This window comes from [Actinomadura] parvosata subsp. kistnae (assembly GCF_900323885.1).
Taxonomy (GTDB): domain Bacteria; phylum Actinomycetota; class Actinomycetes; order Streptosporangiales; family Streptosporangiaceae; genus Nonomuraea; species Nonomuraea composti.
Genome location: NZ_OOHJ01000006.1, coordinates 835,360 through 852,306, shown reverse-complemented (window position 1 = coordinate 852,306; position 16,947 = coordinate 835,360). Strand labels below are relative to the sequence as shown.

Here is a 16,947-nt window from a genome sequence, read left to right as displayed (position 1 = left end):
CTTGGCGCATGACCTCTGCACAGACGGGCGGCGCGGCCACACCCACCCCGACCGACGCGGGGCCGGTGGGAGAGCCGGGCGCGGCCCTGATCCTGCTGCTGGCCCTGGCTGCCGGGGTGGCGGTCGGGAACGTGTACTTCCCCCAGGTCGTCGTCCCCGGAGTGGCCGACGGGCTGGGGGTGTCCGCCGGGGCGGCGGCGCGGGTGGTGAGCGCGACGCAGGCCGGGTACGCGGCCGGGATCGTGCTGCTGGTGCCGCTCGGCGACCGGATCCCCTACCGGCGGCTGATCGTCGGTCTGCTGCTGCTCACCGGCGTGGGGCTCCTGGTCGCGGCCGGCGCGCCCACGCTGGGGGTGCTGCTGGCCGCCGCCGTGCTCACCGGCGCCACGACCGTGATCGGGCCGATCGTCGGAACGATGGCGGCCGGGCTGGTGAGCGAGGGCCGTCGCGGGAGGGTCAGCGGGATGCTGCTGAGCGGCGGGCTGGGCGGCATGCTGCTGTCGCGCACGCTCGGCGGGGCGCTCGTGGAAGGGCTGGGCTGGCGGGCACCGTACCTGGTGGCGGCGGCCCTGACCCTGGCCGTCGCGCTCGTCCTGCTCCGGGTGCTGCCGGCCGGAGGAGAACCGGCGGAGCGGCACCGGCCGGGCGGCGCGCCCTCGCCGGCACGCCGCGACGCGGCATCGCTCGGCGGAGCGCCTGCCCCGGTGCGGCGCTATCTGGCGCTGCTGGCCGAGCCGTTGCGGTTGCTGGTCGGCGAGCCGTTGCTGCGGCGCTCGTGCCTCTACCAGGCCCTGGTCTTCGCCGGGTTCTCGGCCGTCTGGGCGAGCATCACGCTCCTGCTGACCGGCCCCGCCTACGGCCTGCCGGCGTCCGCGACCGGGGTGCTCGCGCTGGTGAACGCGGCCACCATGGTGATCACGCCGATCGCCGGGCGCCAGGTGGACCGGCGCGGCCCCGGCCCGGTCACCCTCGTCTGCCTGGTCGCGGTCATCGTCTCGGCGCCCGTGCTCGCGGCTGGCGCGCTCGGCGGGGCACCCGGGATGGCGGGGCTCGCGGTCGGGTCGCTGCTGCTGGACCTCGCCATGCAGTCGGGGATGGTGGCCAACCAGGTGCGCGTCTACGGGGTGCGCGCCGGGGCCCGCGGCCGGCTCACCACCGCGTACATGGCGTGCGCGTACCTCGGCGGCGCCGCCGGCTCCTGGCTCGGGACGGCCGCCTACGGGCGGGCCGGCTGGCCGGGGGTGTGCGCGATCGTGGCGCTGACGGCCGCCGTCGCGCTGGCCCGGCACCTCGCCGGCCGCGCCACCGACCTGCCGCCCGCCCCGCGTCACACCTGACGCAGCACCTGCATGGCCTCGCCTTCGATGCGCGCCAGGTCGTGCAGGACGGCGCCGGCCCGCTCCAGGAGGGCCGGGTCGCCGCTCTCCCCGGCCTTGCCGATCAGCGCGGACACCTCCGTCCACAAGGTGGCCGCCTCGGCGTAGAGGCGGTGGCCGGTGCGCAGGCCGTCAGCGTCGACGAGGCCGGTGCACTCCTGGAGGAAGTCGCGGAACAGGGCGCGGAACAGGGCGCCGCCGGTGCCGGCCCGCTCCATGAGGAGGGCGGCCTGCGGCAGGTCCCGGCGCGGGTCGGCGGCGCGCCGCAGCCAGCCGGGCACCAGGTCGCCGGCCTTGGCGATGCCGCGGTGGCCCAGGTTCGCGATGGGCGCGGCGAGGAACGCCTCGGCGCAGTGCCGGACGGCGGGCAGGACGGCGGCCTGCCAGGAGGGCGGGCCGGCCGGCAGGGTGAGGGTGAAGGAGCGGTTCCTGGCGGTCATCGGGCCGCGTTCGGCGCGCGCCCTGGCCAGGCTGTCGCGGCTGGTGCGCACCGCCCCGCCCTGCGGGCCGGTGTCGACCAGGTACGCGTCGCGGTCGTCGTAGCCGTACATGGCGACGACGTGACCGCCGAAGTGGATCCTGGTGGTGAAGTAGTCGAGGTGGTAGCAGTCGAGCTGGAGGCCGACGGGCCGGCCGGCGTCGAGGGGCGCGGCCACGTTCTCCCACGCCTTGCGCGCCGAGGCGGTCTCCGCGACCGTCAGCGTCGCGCCCAGCCTGGCGGCCAGGTTCCGGGTGAGCTCGAACGGCTTGACGCGGCCGCCGAGGAACGGGAACGGCAGGTTCTTGCCGTCCCAGTAGACGAACGACAGCCCGGAGCCGAGCCCGAACAGCATGGGCTCCGACAGGTCCAGCCCCTCGTGGCGCAGCAGGACCCCCAGCGCCGTCGTCTCGCAGTGCTGCGTGCCGCGCGCCTCGACGTCCTTCACCATGGTCATGCGTCGCCCTCCCGTTCCCGGCGTTCCTGCGACGTAGCATGAGGTCTCCCACGGGGGGAGAGTCGAGCCGGGCCCGCGTGCCCGGCCAGGCACAACCAGCGGCCGTCCTGCCTGACCCAGGTCTGCGTCATCGGCATCCGGTACGTCACCCGCTCGCCCCGCCCGTCGACCACGTCGTCGCACGCCACGCAGCGCAGCACCGCGACCGGGCCGACCACCGTCACCTCGGTCTCCTCCAGCGACTGCCGCCGCCAGGTGAGCCCGCTTGCGGTGTTGGCGGCGACGTAGGCGTCGCGGTCGAACCGCCGGCCGGTGTGGGAGGTCCAGTGGAAGCCGGGGTGCAGGGAGCGGCGCAGCCGTTCGGCGTCGCCTGAGGCCAGGGCGGCGGCGCGCTCGCGGGCCGCCTCGACGACCTCCCGCTCCGCGCTCACTCCTGCCCGCCCGCCCCGTGCTCGGTGATGTACTGGTTGCCCGCCGCCTGGTAGATGCGGCCGTGGTCGCGGGCGGTGGCGGTCATCGTGGCCGTCCGGCCGGGCCGGGCCGCCGGGGCGAGGGCGGGCGTGAGCACCTCGTCCAGGACGCGCTGGATCTCGGGGGCGAGGGCGGGGCTGTCGCGCAGGAGCCGCTGCAGCCGCAGCTGCCAGGAGCCGGCCAGGGCCCGCTCGGTGTCGGTGTCGCCCTCGTCTTTGGCGGCCAGGGCGAGCGCGCGGGCGTCGGTCAGGTCCCGCTCGACGGCGCCGGCCTGGTCGGGGCGGGCCTCGCGCCACAGCTGCACCGCCGCGGTGCGGGCCCGCGGCCAGGCCGGGGTGGTCATCGCGGTGACCAGGGTCGTGCCGAACGTCTTGGCCAGAGGGTCCACGCGGAGCTCCTTCGGTGCGGCGGCCCGAGGGCCATTCAAGCACCCGCCCGCGGGGCCGGGGGTCAACCGCGGCCGCCGGTGAACGGGGGCTCGCCCTCCTTCAGGGGACGGAAGCGCAGGGCCGACCACACCTCGTCCACGGCGACCTGGCCGTTGGGCCGCAGGCCGTACTCGCCGACGATGGGCCACAGCGTGTCGCGGTTGATGTCGGACTTGTTGCCCTTGGGGTAGGCGACCCAGACGACGGCGGGCTCGGTGAGCGCGGCGCGGTGCTGGTCGAGCAGCCGGCGGGCGGTGGCGGCGTCGGCGGCGAAGAACACCGCGACGGCGGCCTCCCGCAGGTCGCCGGCGTGGCGGGCGCCCTCGGGCAGCGGCTCCACCAGCGGGCGGTGGGCCTCCTCGGAGATCCAGACGGCGGTGCCCGGCTTGACGAGCAGTTTCTCGGCGACGGTCTTGGCAGGCATGGTCAGGCCCTCGTGTAGGTCAGGTTCAGCACGCCCGTGCTGAAGGTGGCGGATCGGGTGAGCGTCAGCGGGATCTGCCCGGTGCCGGGCTCGAACAGGCGGCGGCCGGCGCCGACGACGATGGGGTGCACCATCAGGTTGAGCTCGTCGAGCAGGCCCTCGCGCAGCAGCCAGGTCACCAGGGTGGGGCTGCCGCTCATGCCGATGTCCCTGCCGGGGCGCTCCTTGAGCTGGAGCAGCTCCTTGCGCGGGTCGGCGGCGATGACGGTGGTGTTGGCCCAGGTGGGGGCGGTCAGGGTGGTGGAGACGACGTACTTGGGCACGGCGTTGAGCGTGGCGGCCATGGGGTCCTGGGCGGCGTCGCGGTGCGGCCAGTGGGCGGCGAAGACGTCGTAGGTGTGGCGGCCGAGCAGCAGGGCGTCGGCGGCCTGCATCTGGGCGGCGATCGCCTGGCCCATCTCCTCGTCGAGGTAGGGGAAGTGCCAGGTCTCGGGGGCCTCGACGACGCCGTCGAGCGAGATGAACAGGTTCGCGATGATCTTTCTCATGATGGTCCGGCTCCTTCTCTGAGGTGGCTCCAGCGTTCCACCGACAAAAAGTTTTGTCAAGGCAATCCTGTTGGTCGGTGGCGAAATGCGGATGAGCCCTCCCCCGCGAGCCCGATAGGGTCCCTGGGCATGACCTTCCCCACCAAGCTGACCAGGGGCGATGTCGTGCGCGTCGTGGCCCCGGCCAGGTCCCGCGCCATGGTGACCGAGCACGACCACACCGCCGTCATCGAGACCCGCTTCGCCGAGCTCGGCCTCACGCTCACCTACGGCCGCCACGTCGACGAGCGCGACGCCTTCGACTCCTCCTCCGTCGCCTCCCGCCTGGCCGACCTGCACGACGCCTTCGCCGACCCCTCGGTCGCGGCGATCATCACGGTCATCGGCGGCTACAACAGCAACGAGCTCCTGCCGTACCTCGACTGGGACCTGATCCGGGCCAACCCCAAGATCCTGTGCGGCTACTCCGACATCAGCGCCCTGCAGAACGCGATCCTCGCCCGCACCGGGCTGGTGACCTACTCCGGGCCGCACTGGGCGACGTTCGGGATGCGCGACCACTTCGAGCAGACGCTGCGCTGGTTCACCGACGTCATGTTCGGCTCCGAGCCGGTCACGCTGAGTCCGGCCGACACCTGGAGCGACGACCTGTGGTTCCTCGACCAGGACAAACGCGAGCTCTTCCGCAACGAGGGATGGTGGCGGCTGCGGCCGGGCGCCGCCGAGGGGCGCATCGTCGGCGGCAACCTCTCCACCCTCAGCCTGCTGCAGGGCACCCCCTACATGCCCTCACTCGACGGCGCGATCCTCGTGCTGGAGGACGACCTGGAGTCGCACCCGGCGACCTTCGCCCGGAACCTGACCTCCCTGCTCCAGCTGCCGGACGCCGCCGGCGTGCGCGGGCTGGTCATCGGGCGCTTCCAGCGGGCGACCCACATGACGCGCCCGCTGCTGGAGCAGATCATCGCCACCCAGCCGGTGCTGGAGGGCCTGCCGGTGCTGGCCGGCGTGGACGTCGGCCACACCTACCCGCTGGCCACCATCCCGATCGGCGGGCTGGCCGAGCTCAGCGTCTCCGGCGGCGAGGCGAGCCTCGTCCTGCGCCGCCACTGAGCCTCAGGACTCCAGGAAGTGCAGGACGGCCAGCACGCGGCGGCTGTAGCCGGTGGTGTGCGACAGGTTCAGCTTGTCGAACAGCGAGTTGACGTGCTTTTCCACCGCGCTCTGCGACACGTGCAGCTCCTGGGCGATCGAGGCGTTGGTGAGCCCTTGCGCCATCCGTTCCAGCACCTCACGCTCGCGCGCCGTCAGCCGCGACAGCGGGTCCACCTGCGTGGTGCGGGCCAGGAGCTGCCGCACCACCTCCGGGTCGAACGCGGCGCCGCCCGCGCCGACCCGCTCCAGCGCGTCGAGGAAGTCGCCGACCTGCCCGACCCGGTCCTTTAGCAGGTAGCCGACGCCCTCGACGTCGGAGCTCATCAGCTCGGTGGCGTAGCGCTTCTCCACGTACTGCGACAGGACCAGCACCTTGACCCCCGGCCACCGGCGGCGGATCTCCAGCGCCGCCCGCAGGCCCTCGTCGGTGTGGGTGGGCGGCATGCGCACGTCCACCACGACGATGTCGGGCACGTGCTCCTGAACCGCCGCCACCAGGGCCTGGCCGTCGCTGACCGCCGCCGGCACCTCGTGGCCCTCCTCCAGCAGCAGGCGTACCAGGCCCTCGCGCAGCAGCGTGGAGTCCTCGGCGAGGATCACCCGCACGGCAGCACCGCCGTGATCGTCGTGGGCCCGCCCGCCGGGCTGGTCACCTCGAAGCCGCCGTCGAGCGCCGCCACCCGCCTGGCCAGGCCCGACAGGCCGCCTCCCGAGGCCTGCGCGCCGCCCGAGCCGTCGTCGCGCACCCGTACGTGCACCGCCGCTTCCTCCTGCCACACCTCGACCCTGATCAGCGTGGCGCCGGCGTGCTTGGCCGCGTTCGTCACCGCCTCGCAGACGACGAAGTACGCCGCCGTCTCCACCGCCATCGGCGGCCGCTGTTCCAGGCGGCAATCTACCCTGACCGGGACGCTGGAGCGTTCCGCGACCCCCGCCAGCGCCTCGCCCAGCCCGAGCGTGTCCAGCCCGCTCGGATAGACCCGCCAGGCCACCTCGCGCAGCTCCGCGAGCGCCTGCTGCGCCTCCTGGTGCGCCTGGCGCATCAGCTCGGTACGGCCGCGCAGGGAGCGGCCGATCAGCATCGACAGCGCCACCAGCCGCTGCTGCAGCCCGTCGTGCAGGTCACGCTCGATCCTGCGCCGCTCCGAGTCGACCGCCGCCACGATCCCGGCCCGGCTCTCGGCCAGCTCAGCGATCCGGCGCCGCAGCACCTCGGTCGGGTCGGGGCCGAGCATCCGCCGGGCCAGCACGCACTCCACCGCGTGCGCGCCGGCCAGCCCCGACAGCACCAGGAACAGCAACACGAACCCGCCCACCCCGAAGTAGGCGACGATCGGCACCGAGGGCAGCATGCCGTCGAACGGCTCGCCCCGCCCCCAGGCCAGCGCGATCCGCACCCCGGTCACGATCCCGAACACCAGCAACACCAGCACCAGGCCGCCCAGCAACCCGACCGGCACCCGCGCGGCCAGGTAACCGGTGGCCCGCCTGCCCCGCCCCTCGCCCAGCGCGTCCAGCTCGGACAGGTCAAGGCGCAGGCGGCGGGCCTCCAGCCGGGCCAGCCGCCGGGCGGCGGCCCGCACGTTCGGATTGCCCAGGAACGGCAGCGTCAGCAGCAGGAACGCCAGCTCCGCGAGCGCGCTGAGTGCGCCCAGGACCACGGCGGCGCCCACGCGCAGGCCCTCAACGACGGCTCGCATGCCTTCCCTTGGCGCGCTCGGTCAGCCGGACGACGACGAAGACCACGACCGCGAGGGCGACCAGGCCGAGCACGACCTTGCTGCCGATGCCCGCGTAGGTCTCCACCAGGTGCCAGTTGTCGCCGAGCAGGTAGCCGGCCATCACGAACGCGGTGTTCCAGATGAGGCTGCCGGCGGTGGTGAGCAGCAGGAAGATCGGCAGCGGCATGCGCTCCACGCCGGCCGGGATGGAGATGAGGCTGCGGAAGATGGGGATCATCCGGCCGAAGAAGACGGTCTTGCGCCCGTGACGCTGGAAGAACGCCTCGGTCTTCTCGATGTCGGTGATCTTGACGAGGGGGAGCTTGGAGGCGATGGCCAGCGTGCGCTCGCGGCCGAGCAGCGCTCCGACCCAGTACAGGGCCAGCGCGCCGACCACCGAGCCCAGCGTGGTGCACACCAGCACGTCGAGCAGGTCCATGTTGCCCTTGCTCGCCGTGAAACCGGCCAGCGGTAGGATCACCTCGCTCGGCAGGGGCGGGAACAAGTTCTCCAGTGCGATGGCCAGCCCCGCCCCCACGGCACCCAGGCTCTCCATCAATCCGATCAGCCAGTCAGTCATGAGATCAAGGCTATGGAAGATCCGGAAAAGTGTGGAATGGGGACGCTGCCCGATCTTCGCTGCGGTAAACCACACCCCCTCCGTACCGTACACTGTACGGCCGTGAGCTCTTCGACGGATCTGGCCCGGCACTCCGCAGTCTTCCAACCCGGCGACCCGCCCAGGTCCGGCCAGATCGCCTTCCTCGACCCCGAAGGAGACGGTCAGGTCACCGTCGCCGAGGAGCTCGACGGCCGGATCGTCACCCGCTCCGCCCCCGCCACCCTTGTGCCCGTCGCGCAGGCGGTCGCGGCGCTGGCCAGAGCCCGCATGGACGCGCACGCCCACCCCGCCGCCCGCTTCTGGGGCGCCGCCGCGCTCGTCGCGCTCCAGCTCGTCACCCGGGGGCGCATCCTGCCCGGCGTGACGGCCGGCGAGCACGACTCGTGGCGGGCCGGACCGCTGGACGCCGACGACCTGCGCCGCGTACGGGAGCTGGCCGCCGCCATGCCCGCCGCCGCCCGTGCCATCCCCTCCCCATGAGCGGCCCTTCCGGCGGCGAGCCGGCCTCGGCCGAGGGCCCGCTGTTGCCGGACGCCGAAGCGCTCGTGCGGGCCTTCCTCGACGCCGTCGCCGACGCCATGCCCCGCTCACCCGGCGCCGTGCGCGCCACCGGCACCACCGCCTTCGCCGCCGCCCGGCCCGTCAAGGTCCCCCACCTGCGCCGCTGGGCCGAGGAGAGCTCCGCCGGGCTGGACGCCGGCGTCCGGCTGTCGTTGCGCGTCGAAGCCGACCACCTGCCCGACGAAGCGACCGGCCAGGGGGCCGCCGAGTTCCGCGCCGTCGTCCAGCTCCACAGCCTGGCCGACCCGTCCCTCGTGGTGGACGCCGCCGACCTGTGGCACGGCCGCGACCCCGGCTTCGGCGCCCGCGCCAGGATCGAGGCCACCCTCGCCGTACGCCGCGCCGCCCGCGCCTGGCCCCGCCTCGAACGCCTCCTGGACAGCGCCGTCCCCGACGAGCTCACCCTGTCCGACGGCGACATCGGGGACCTGCTCGCCGGAGCCGCCGACCGGCTGGCCGCCGCCGGCGTGGACGTGCACTGGCCCAAGTCGCTCGTCCGCGGCCTCAGCGCCCGCGCCGTCGTCGGCGACCGCGACGCCGCACCCTCCGACCTGCCGTCCTTCCTCGGCGGGCACCACATGACCAGCTTCAACTGGCAGCTCGCCCTCGGCGGCGAGCGCCTGACCGCCGCCGAGATGGACCGGCTGGCCGAGTCGCACCGCCCCGTCGTCCGGCTGCGCGACCAGTGGGTGCTCATCGACCCCGACCTGGCCCGCAAGGCCCGCCAGCGCGACCTCAAGCCGCTGACCGGCATCGAAGCGCTCGGCGCCGCCCTGACCGGGACGGTCGAGGTCGAGGGCGAGCAGGTGCCCGTCGAGCCCACCGCCTGGCTGGACGAGCTGCGCCGGCGTTTGGCCGAGCCCGCCGACGCCGGCCCGCCGCCGGGGCTGGCCGCCACGCTGCGCGACTACCAGCTCGCCGGGCTGCGCTGGCTGGTCAGGATGACCTCGCTCGGGCTGGGCGCCTGCCTGGCCGACGACATGGGCCTGGGCAAGACGATCACCCTCATCGCCCTGCACCTGCACCGCACCGCCGAAGCCACCCGCACCACCGGAGCCGCCGAAGCCCCAGGTCCTACGCTCGTGGTCTGCCCCGCCTCGCTGCTGGGCAACTGGGAGCGCGAGATCACCCGGTTCGCGCCGGGCGTGCCCGTCCGCCGCTACCACGGCGCCAACCGCAGCCTGCCGGACGAGGGTTTCGTGCTGACGACGTACGCCACCATGCGCCTGGACGCGCCCCTGCTGGCCGCCCACCCCTGGGGCCTGGTCGTCGCCGACGAGGCCCAGCACGTCAAGAACCCCGCCTCCGGCACCGCCAAGGCCCTGCGCGAGATCCCCGCCGCCGCGCGCGTCGCTCTGACCGGCACCCCCGTGGAGAACAACCTGTCGGAGCTGTGGGCCATCCTTGACTGGACGACGCCGGGCCTGCTCGGCCCGCTCACCAGGTTCAGGGCGCGATGGGCCAAGCCCGTCGAGTCCGGCGACACCGGCACGGCCGAGCGGCTGTCCCGGCTGGTGGGGCCGTTCCTGCTGCGCCGCCGCAAGAGCGACCCCGGCATCGCGCCCGAGCTGCCGCCCAAGACCGAGACCGACCGGCCGGTGCCGCTCACCACCGAGCAGGCCAGCCTGTACGAGGCCGTCGTGCGCGAGATCATGGCCCAGATCGCCGACGCCAAGGGCATGGCCAGGCGCGGCCTCATCGTCAAGCTCCTCACCGGGCTCAAGCAGATCTGCAACCACCCCGCCCAGTACCTGCACGAGGCGAGCCCGCGCCTGCCCGGCCGCTCCGGCAAGCTGGAGCTGCTGGACGAGCTCGTCGACACCATCGTCGCCGAGGACGGCGCCGTGCTGGTCTTCACCCAGTACGTCGCCATGGCCCGCCTGCTGGAACGCCACCTGTCCGGCCGCGGCGTGCCCACCCAGCTCCTGCACGGCGGCACCCCCGTCGCCCGCCGCGAGGAGATGGTCCGGCGCTTCCAGGACGGCGAGGCCCCGGTGTTCCTGCTCTCCCTCAAGGCCGCCGGCACCGGCCTGAACCTCACCCGCGCCGACCACGTCATCCACTACGACCGCTGGTGGAACCCCGCCGTGGAGGACCAGGCCACCGACCGCGCCTACCGCATCGGCCAGACCAGGCCCGTCCAGGTGCACCGCCTCATCGCCGAAGGCACGATCGAGGACCGCATCGCCCAGATGCTGACCGCCAAGCGCTCGCTCGCCGAGGCCGTGCTGGCCTCCGGCGAGGCCGCCTTCACCGAGCTGACCGACACCGAACTCGCCGCCCTGGTCGAGCTCCGCTGACCCCCTGGGAGCCCGCATGACCGACGCCCGCGGCTTCGCCGCCTTCCCCCCGCAACGCGCCGGCGCCCGCTTCGCCACCTCCTGGTGGGGACGCGCCTGGATCCAGGCCATGGAGGACACCTCCCTGGACCACACCCTGCTGCGCAACGGCCGCGCGTACGCCAAACAGGGCCGGCTCGGCCCCATCACCGTCAGCCCCGGCAGGATCGCCGCCGTCGCCGAAAGCGAGTACGACGTCGTCGTCCGCGTCGAGCAGCTCACCGACGCGGCCTGGGAACGCTTCCTCGACCAGGTCGCCGCCAAGGCCGGGCACATCGCCGCGCTGCTCGACCGCGACATGCCGCACGACCTCGTCGAGGCGGCGGAGGACGCCGCCGTGCCGCTGCTGCCGGCCGTCGGCGACCTCGAGCCCGAATGCTCCTGCCCCGACTGGGGCCATCCCTGCAAGCACGCCGCCGCCCTGTGCTACCAGGTGTCGTGGCTGCTGGACGCGGACCCGTTCGTGCTGCTGCTGATGCGCGGGCGCGGCGAGCGCGACCTGATCGAGGCGTTGCAGGAGCGCGAGGCGCCCGTCCAGGAGCCGTCGGGGGTGCCGGCGGCACTGGCGTACGCGGCGGGGGTGCCGCCGCTGCCGGAGCCGCCGCCGTACGACGTCGCCTACACCCCGCCCGCCCTGGAGCCCGGCCCGGGCGTGGACGTGACCGCCCTCGCGCTCCTGGCCGCCTCCGCCGCCGGCCGGGCCCGCGACCTGCTCCGGCACGGCCGCCTGCCCGAGCTGACCGAGCACCAGGACCACGTCCGCCTCCTCGCCGAACACGGCCCGGCCCTCATACCGGCCACCGGCCCGAACGCGGTATCGGACGACGACCCGGACGCCAGGCCGGAAGCGCGGCCTGAGCTCGGGCTCGGCGCCGCCGTCCAGGCGTGGCGCTACGGCGGCGCCGACGGCCTCGACGTCCTGGAGCACGCCTGGACCCCGCCCCGGCACGAGCTGGCCAGGGCTCAGGCGCTGCTGGAGTCCGGCTGGGAGGGCGAACGCCCGCCGCGCCCGGAGGTGTGGCGCAACCGCTGGACCCTCGGCCCGCTGCAACTGCGCTACAGCCGCGACGGACGCTGGTACCCGTTCCGGCAGCGCGGGGACGAGTGGTGGCCCGCCGGCCCACCGGAACGCGACCCGTCGGCCCTGCTCGGCTGAAGCGACCCCGAACCCGCACCGGTCACGGGGTTTGCACCAGGAGCGCACCCGGATGCGCACCAGGAGCGCGCCTGGAGCCCGCCTCAAGCTCTGGGCCGCTCCTTGCCATGAGATGCCCAGAACGGGATATCATCGCCATATGGCGATTGATAGCGATGCGGGGCCCTGTGTCAGCGCGGACATCGCCGCCGGCGTCCCCCCGGCGGCCGCGCTCTTCCACTCCCTGGCCGATGAGAACCGGCTGCGCATCGTGCAACGCCTGGCCCGCGGCGAGGCTCGCGTCGTAGACCTCGTGGCCGAGCTCGGCCTGGCCCAGTCCACCGTCTCCAAGCACCTGGCCTGCCTGCGCGACTGCGGCCTGGTCGACTACCGCGCCGAGGGCCGCCAGTCCTTCTACAGCCTGACCCGGCCCGAGCTGATGGACCTGCTCGCCTCCGCCGAGCAGTTGCTGGTCGCCACCGGCCACGCGGTCACGCTCTGCCCCGCCCCTCACCCGGACGCCGGGCGAGGTGGGGCGAGGTGAGCGCGATCGACCTGCCCGCTCCCGGCCCCGCCCGGCGCACGGCGTTGCGGCGCCGCATCCGGCTGCTGGTCGCGGCGACCATCACCTACAACGTGATCGAGGCGGCCGTCGCCATCACCGCCGGCACCCTCGCCTCCTCGGCCGCGCTGATCGGCTTCGGCCTCGACTCGGTCGTGGAGGTGGCCTCGGCCGCCGCGGTGGCCTGGCAGTTCTCCGCCCACGACCACGAACGGCGGGAGCGGATGGCGCTGCACGTCATCGCGATCTCGTTCTTCGCGCTGGCCGCCTACGTCACCTTCGACGCCGTGCGCGCATTGCTCGGCGCCGGCGAGGCCGAGCACTCCACCCCCGGCCTGATCCTGGCCGCCCTCAGCCTGGTCGTCATGCCGTTCCTGTCGCACGCGCAACGCCGCGCCGGCAGCGAGCTCGGCTCCGCCTCGGCCGTCGCCGACTCCAAGCAGACGCTGCTGTGCACGTACCTGTCCGGGGTGCTCCTCGCCGGCCTGGCGCTCAACAGCCTGTTCGGCTGGTCCTGGGCCGACCCGATCGCCGCCCTCGTCATCGCCGCCGTCGCCGTCAAGGAAGGCCGCGAAGCCTGGCGCGGCGACACCTGCTGCCCGCCCCCGCTCGCCGGCGAGGGCGCGCCTGCGCGTGAGCAGGGCTGCGCCGACGGGTGCTGCTAGGGTGTGTTCCCCTGGATCAGGGGTACTGGTGGCCATGGCGCGGTACTGCTTGCGCCGGTTCATCAGGCGTTCGCTCTGGTTGCGGCGGCGCAGCAGCGTGCGGTTGGCGGCCGAGCCGCAGGCCTTGTCGCCGGTCAGGCTGTGCAGCCGCGTGCGTGGCCGGCCGACGCGGCCCGGCCAGGGTATGCGGATACGGTTCAGCAGCACCGGCAGTCGCCGGGTGTCGCTGTCCTGGCCCGGGCACATCCCGCCAGGGCACACCGGTCCATACCCGCCACACGATGCGGCCATCAGCAAGTCGGTGGCGGGCGTGGCGGAGTCGTACGAGGCGGGGCCGGCGGCGGATGGCCGCCGAGGCGGCGTAGATGCTTGTTCTCTACCTAGCCCCTAGGTAGAGTTAGAGCATGGGTGGTCCGCGCATGACATTGTCGACCCAGCTCGTGCTCCGCGCTCTTCTGGAGAGCCCCACACGGGAGATGTACGGGCTGGAGATCTGTGACGCCGCCGGGCTGCCGAGTGGCACGATCCATCCCATCCTTGCCAGATTTGAAGGCATCGGCTGGCTGCAGTCGAGGTTCGAGGACATCGACCCGAGCGAGGAGGGCCGCCCCCGCCGTCGCTACTACCGGCTCACGGCGGACGGTGCCGAGCAGGCGCGTCAGGCGCTCGCCAAGGCACACACCAAGATCGGCACCCTGCCGATCAGGCGGCCCGGCCTCGCGGATGGTGCGATGTGAGCAAATTAGGCGGCAGTGCCGACGTTCTCCAGACCACCGGGATCCTTGACCTCACCAGAGCCCTGGAGCGGGCCCGCGTCCACGCCGGGATCCTCGTTGAGGACCTGGAGCGCTGTCGCGAGCTGGCTTACTCCCTGGAGGCCGTCATCCTGCTCGACCGCGCACGCGGGCGCGCGTTGCGGCTGGCCGGGACGCTGGAGGAGGCCCGCATCCCCGACCTCACCAGCACGCCGCTCAACGTGCTCGACCGGAGCCTCGACCAGGCCAGGCTCCTGTCGCGCGGCATCACCGACGAGCGCATCATCGCAGGGGCCCGGCACCGCGTCAGGGCGCTCACCGTGATGAACGCCTGCGACCGGATCTTCGAGCCCGCCCGGACCCTGGCAGGCACGCTGGACGAGGTCCAGATCCGCGCCCGCGAGCTCGACCGCGACCTCGGCCAGGCCGTCCGCCTGGTCCGCCGGCTGGACAAGTGGCTGCACCAGTTCGAGCCCGCGCACGTCGCCGCCAAGCGGGCCAACGTCGCCCGCCCCGCCGTGGTCCTGGTCGACGCCCTGACCCGGCTGCTGCCCGCCAGGCACCGCAGCCGCTACGCCGAGGAACTGCACGCCGAGCTGTACGAGCTGGCCAACGCCAAGGCCACCTCGTCCGCGCAGGTCATCTACTCGGTCCACCAGCTTCGCCGGGTGCTGGAACTGCGGATGGCGTTGTCGGGGCGGGTGCGGCTGTACCACGTCCGGCGGGCCGCCTCGTGGGTGCTGGCCTCGGAGTGGCGTACGTGGACGCTGCTCGGGCCGTTCATGGTGGCTGCGGCGTACAACGTGTACTGGGTGCAGGGGTGGGGGTCGGCGTTCTACTCGATTCCCTGCATGGTGGGGTTCTACGCGGGCGTCGAATGGCTGCGTAAGCGGTGGCACGTCACCGTGAAGCGGCGGCGCAGGCCTCCCAGGATCTGACCCCGGCTCGCGTACGTAGGTGACCGCCTGGTCGTTCGGTGCGCCGTCGAGCACGGCCAGGCAGGCCGGGGCGGTGCCGGTGCGGCCCTGACCGCCGCAGCAGGCGCTCCGACCCGGCCCGGTCCCACGCCTCACGCAGGGCATCGGCGGCCGCTCCGCGTTCGGTGGGCAGCCGGAAGCCCGGCCAGCGTACCCACTGGTGCTTCACGTCTTGAGACCTGATGGGTCGGCATCCTCATAGGCGTTCGGCCCGGTGCCCCTGCCGTTCCACGGGCTCGCTGCTGACTAAAGTGATGTCCGTACCTGGACGAACGGCAGATGTGGCGGCCCGCTCCCGCACGCCAGGGTGAGCGGCATGCCATTGATCACCCACAACGCCTGGTTTCCCGGGCGCTTCCTCGGAGGCGGCGCCCTGGTACTCGGCCCGCTCCTGTGGCTCGCCGGGCTGACGCTGCGCCACCTGGCGACGAGCACGGCGCCGTTCACCGCGCAGCAGCGGGCGCATTTCGCCGCGCAGCCGTTCGCCGCTCCGGAGCAACTGGCCGTCTACACCGTGAACCCCGGCCTGGCCACCGCCGGATACGCCCTCTACACGGCGGGCGCCATCGTGTTGTGCCTGGCCGTCGTCGTGCTGGCACGGGTGGCCGCCGCGCGCTCACCGTGGCCGGCCCGCCTGGGCGGCGCGATGGTGGTCGTCGGGTTGTTCTCGCGCCTGTACTGGGCGGGCGTGGACGAGACGGCCCTGCGGCTCATCGGGACGCTCGGGCTGGAGCGGACGACCGAGATCGTGATGAGCCTGTACGAGGACATCTCCTACGGGCCCTGGCGGGTGCCCGTCTCGGCGGCCTTCGGCCTCTACCTCGGGACGCTGCTGCTCGGCTTCGCCGCCTTCCGCTCGGGCACGTTCGGCACCGGGCGGCTGGCGCTGTTCGTGTTCTCGGGATGGTTGTGGACCGGCGTGCTGAAGAGGAGCGAGCTGATCGACGGCGTCCTGTCGGGCGCCGCCCTGTGCCTGGTGCTCGTGCCGCTCGGGATCAAGGTGCTGCGCGACGCCGTACCGGAGCTGCGCGAGCAGGCCCAGCCGGCCGAGACGAAAGTGCCGCTGCGGGTGCTCAGCTGGTGACAGGCCCGGTGCGGGCCCCGTCCGCCTGCCGTGTCGGCCGGCGGACGGGGCGGCTCCGGTGGGCCTGCCGTCAGGCCCTGATGCGGACCGTGACCGTGCCGGTCAGGACGCGATGGTCGGAGCACCCTCCGCCGCCGCAGCCGGTGCCCTGGCCGAGCGCGTCAGCGGAGTACGCGCCGGCGATCAGGCTCTCCCGTACGAAGATCATGTCGATCTTGGGAGGCTGGCCGCAGGGTGTCTCGTTCCCGATGCCCAGGACGGTGGTCTCGCCGACGCCCGGGCACACCGGGTCCAGGTCGTCGAGCTCCCGGTAAGCCCCGGTGTTGTTGTGGTTGTTCGGCCCGTTGACCGACGGGGAGTACCAGTCGTTGAGCCGGATCAGATGGGGGCGTGCGTTGAAGTCGCCGGCGATGATCACGGTGTTGCCGGCGTTGTAGAGGTCTTCGAGATGTTCCTGCACCGCGTTCAGTTGCTGCTCGTTGATGGGGCTTCCGTTGATGTCGGAATTCTTGCTGGTGATGTGCGTGGTGCAGAACCGCATGCGCCCGAGGTCGGCGAGCGGCGCGCACAGAAGCTTGTACACGACTTTCGGGGTGTATTGCGGCAGGTCGTACTTCTCGGCGATGCCGAGGTCTCGCCGGCTGAAGATGGCGACGCCGTACGGCTCTCCGTTGCAGGCCTCGTCATCGTGCGATTCTCCCCCGTTGCGGATGGCCGCGAAGCGGGCGAAGCTGGTGCCCGCCGACACCCAGCCGTTCTGCAGGAGTTTTTCCTGCAGTGCCTTGTACTGGTTCCAGCAGAGTTCGTTGAACGCCGCGAAATCCGCGTCCCTGTTCAGGATCGACGCGGCCGCGGCGTCCACCATTCCGTTGGTCGTGGACCCGTCGTTCATCTTCCAGCCGGCCACATTCCACTGCCACACGTTGTAGGTTCGCTCCGTGTCGGCGGCGTGCGCCGAACCGCCGGTCAGTAAGGTCACGCCCAGGGTCACCACGGCGACCATCAAGCGGGCGAGCATTTTCATCTCACGTACTCCCATCGACGCTGTCGAAACAGCACCGACGTTATTCACCGACGGCCTTGCGGCGAATCTGTCGATCGACTGGTGTGACTCATGGAAATGGCCGCGGTGAAGGCCCCGCGCCCCTCAAGGAAGAGCCCGGGTTGCCCTTGCGGGCTCGTCGAGAAC

At 73.0% G+C, this 16,947-nt stretch carries 19 protein-coding genes; 10 read left to right on the top strand and 9 right to left on the bottom strand.

The features are described from left to right. The first annotated feature begins 8 nt into the window (after positions 1-8). Entirely contained in the window at positions 9-1,337 is a 1,329-nt protein-coding gene (locus tag KIS93_RS07920) for an MFS transporter (protein WP_080038835.1), read from the top strand. On the opposite strand, the gene KIS93_RS07915 is transcribed toward KIS93_RS07920, so the two are convergent. From KIS93_RS07915 to KIS93_RS07895, 5 genes are all read right to left on the bottom strand, one after another. Beyond that, positions 1,328-2,311: a BtrH N-terminal domain-containing protein gene (locus KIS93_RS07915; RefSeq protein WP_080038834.1), complete on the bottom strand. Its 984-nt coding sequence runs from the start codon at positions 2,309-2,311 to the stop codon at positions 1,328-1,330. The two genes, KIS93_RS07920 and KIS93_RS07915, sit on opposite strands and share 10 nt — an antisense overlap. Continuing rightward, entirely contained in the window at positions 2,308-2,742 is a 435-nt protein-coding gene (locus KIS93_RS07910; RefSeq protein ID WP_186403962.1) for a nuclear transport factor 2 family protein, read from the bottom strand. The genes KIS93_RS07915 and KIS93_RS07910 overlap by 4 nt, the downstream gene beginning before the upstream one ends. Next, on the bottom strand, positions 2,739-3,170 hold the full coding sequence (locus KIS93_RS07905) for a hypothetical protein (RefSeq protein WP_186403961.1): 432 nt from the start codon (positions 3,168-3,170) through the stop codon (positions 2,739-2,741). Before KIS93_RS07905 ends, KIS93_RS07910 begins: the two co-directional genes overlap by 4 nt. 62 nt (positions 3,171-3,232) lie before the next feature. After that, complete coding sequence (locus KIS93_RS07900) at positions 3,233-3,634, bottom strand: hypothetical protein (protein WP_080038832.1); 402 nt, start codon at positions 3,632-3,634, stop codon at positions 3,233-3,235. Between the two features lie 2 nt (positions 3,635-3,636). After that, positions 3,637-4,182: a dihydrofolate reductase family protein gene (locus KIS93_RS07895; RefSeq protein WP_080038830.1), complete on the bottom strand. Its 546-nt coding sequence runs from the start codon at positions 4,180-4,182 to the stop codon at positions 3,637-3,639. Positions 4,183-4,311: 129 nt separating this feature from the next. Here KIS93_RS07895 and KIS93_RS07890 point away from each other — a divergent pair, with 129 nt between their 5' ends. Next, on the top strand, positions 4,312-5,295 hold the full coding sequence (locus KIS93_RS07890; RefSeq protein ID WP_080038829.1) for a S66 peptidase family protein: 984 nt from the start codon (positions 4,312-4,314) through the stop codon (positions 5,293-5,295). Positions 5,296-5,298: 3 nt separating this feature from the next. On the opposite strand, the gene KIS93_RS07885 is transcribed toward KIS93_RS07890, so the two are convergent. Genes KIS93_RS07885 through KIS93_RS07875 form a run of 3 tightly spaced genes read right to left on the bottom strand, consistent with a single transcriptional unit; the run spans position 5,299 to position 7,638 of the window. Next, entirely contained in the window at positions 5,299-5,943 is a 645-nt protein-coding gene (locus tag KIS93_RS07885) for a response regulator (protein WP_080038828.1), read from the bottom strand. After that, positions 5,934-7,037 (bottom strand): sensor histidine kinase, encoded by a 1,104-nt coding sequence (locus tag KIS93_RS07880; protein WP_080038826.1) that lies wholly within the window; start codon positions 7,035-7,037, stop codon positions 5,934-5,936. Before KIS93_RS07880 ends, KIS93_RS07885 begins: the two co-directional genes overlap by 10 nt. Then, positions 7,021-7,638, bottom strand: a complete 618-nt coding sequence (locus KIS93_RS07875; protein WP_080038825.1) for a DedA family protein — start codon at positions 7,636-7,638, stop codon at positions 7,021-7,023. Before KIS93_RS07875 ends, KIS93_RS07880 begins: the two co-directional genes overlap by 17 nt. A 102-nt stretch (positions 7,639-7,740) precedes the next feature. On the opposite strand from KIS93_RS07875, the gene KIS93_RS63185 reads away from it, so the two are divergent. From KIS93_RS63185 to KIS93_RS07840, 8 genes are all read left to right on the top strand, one after another. After that, on the top strand, positions 7,741-8,160 hold the full coding sequence (locus KIS93_RS63185; RefSeq protein ID WP_222107319.1) for a hypothetical protein: 420 nt from the start codon (positions 7,741-7,743) through the stop codon (positions 8,158-8,160). After that, the gene (locus KIS93_RS07870) at positions 8,157-10,541 is read left to right on the top strand and encodes a DEAD/DEAH box helicase (protein WP_222107318.1); all 2,385 of its coding nucleotides are present in this window, start codon (positions 8,157-8,159) and stop codon (positions 10,539-10,541) included. Before KIS93_RS63185 ends, KIS93_RS07870 begins: the two co-directional genes overlap by 4 nt. A 16-nt stretch (positions 10,542-10,557) precedes the next feature. After that, positions 10,558-11,736 carry an SWIM zinc finger family protein gene (locus KIS93_RS07865; RefSeq protein ID WP_080038822.1) on the top strand — a complete coding sequence of 393 codons (1,179 nt, stop codon included), beginning with the start codon at positions 10,558-10,560 and terminating at the stop codon, positions 11,734-11,736. 139 nt (positions 11,737-11,875) lie between these two features. Next, on the top strand, positions 11,876-12,259 hold the full coding sequence (locus KIS93_RS07860; RefSeq protein WP_080038820.1) for an ArsR/SmtB family transcription factor: 384 nt from the start codon (positions 11,876-11,878) through the stop codon (positions 12,257-12,259). After that, entirely contained in the window at positions 12,256-12,942 is a 687-nt protein-coding gene (locus KIS93_RS07855) for a cation efflux transmembrane domain-containing protein (protein ID WP_080038819.1), read from the top strand. Before KIS93_RS07860 ends, KIS93_RS07855 begins: the two co-directional genes overlap by 4 nt. Positions 12,943-13,346: 404 nt before the next feature. Further along, positions 13,347-13,679: a PadR family transcriptional regulator gene (locus KIS93_RS07850; RefSeq protein WP_230466173.1), complete on the top strand. Its 333-nt coding sequence runs from the start codon at positions 13,347-13,349 to the stop codon at positions 13,677-13,679. Continuing rightward, positions 13,676-14,635, top strand: coding sequence for a hypothetical protein (locus KIS93_RS07845; RefSeq protein WP_080038815.1), 960 nt, complete (start codon positions 13,676-13,678; stop codon positions 14,633-14,635). The genes KIS93_RS07850 and KIS93_RS07845 overlap by 4 nt, the downstream gene beginning before the upstream one ends. A 355-nt stretch (positions 14,636-14,990) precedes the next feature. Next, positions 14,991-15,758, top strand: a complete 768-nt coding sequence (locus KIS93_RS07840) for a hypothetical protein (RefSeq protein ID WP_080046746.1) — start codon at positions 14,991-14,993, stop codon at positions 15,756-15,758. A 70-nt stretch (positions 15,759-15,828) separates the two neighbouring features. Here KIS93_RS07840 and KIS93_RS07835 read toward each other — a convergent pair whose 3' ends face one another. Then, positions 15,829-16,782: an endonuclease/exonuclease/phosphatase family protein gene (locus tag KIS93_RS07835; protein ID WP_155127269.1), complete on the bottom strand. Its 954-nt coding sequence runs from the start codon at positions 16,780-16,782 to the stop codon at positions 15,829-15,831. Positions 16,783-16,947 lie beyond the last annotated feature (165 nt).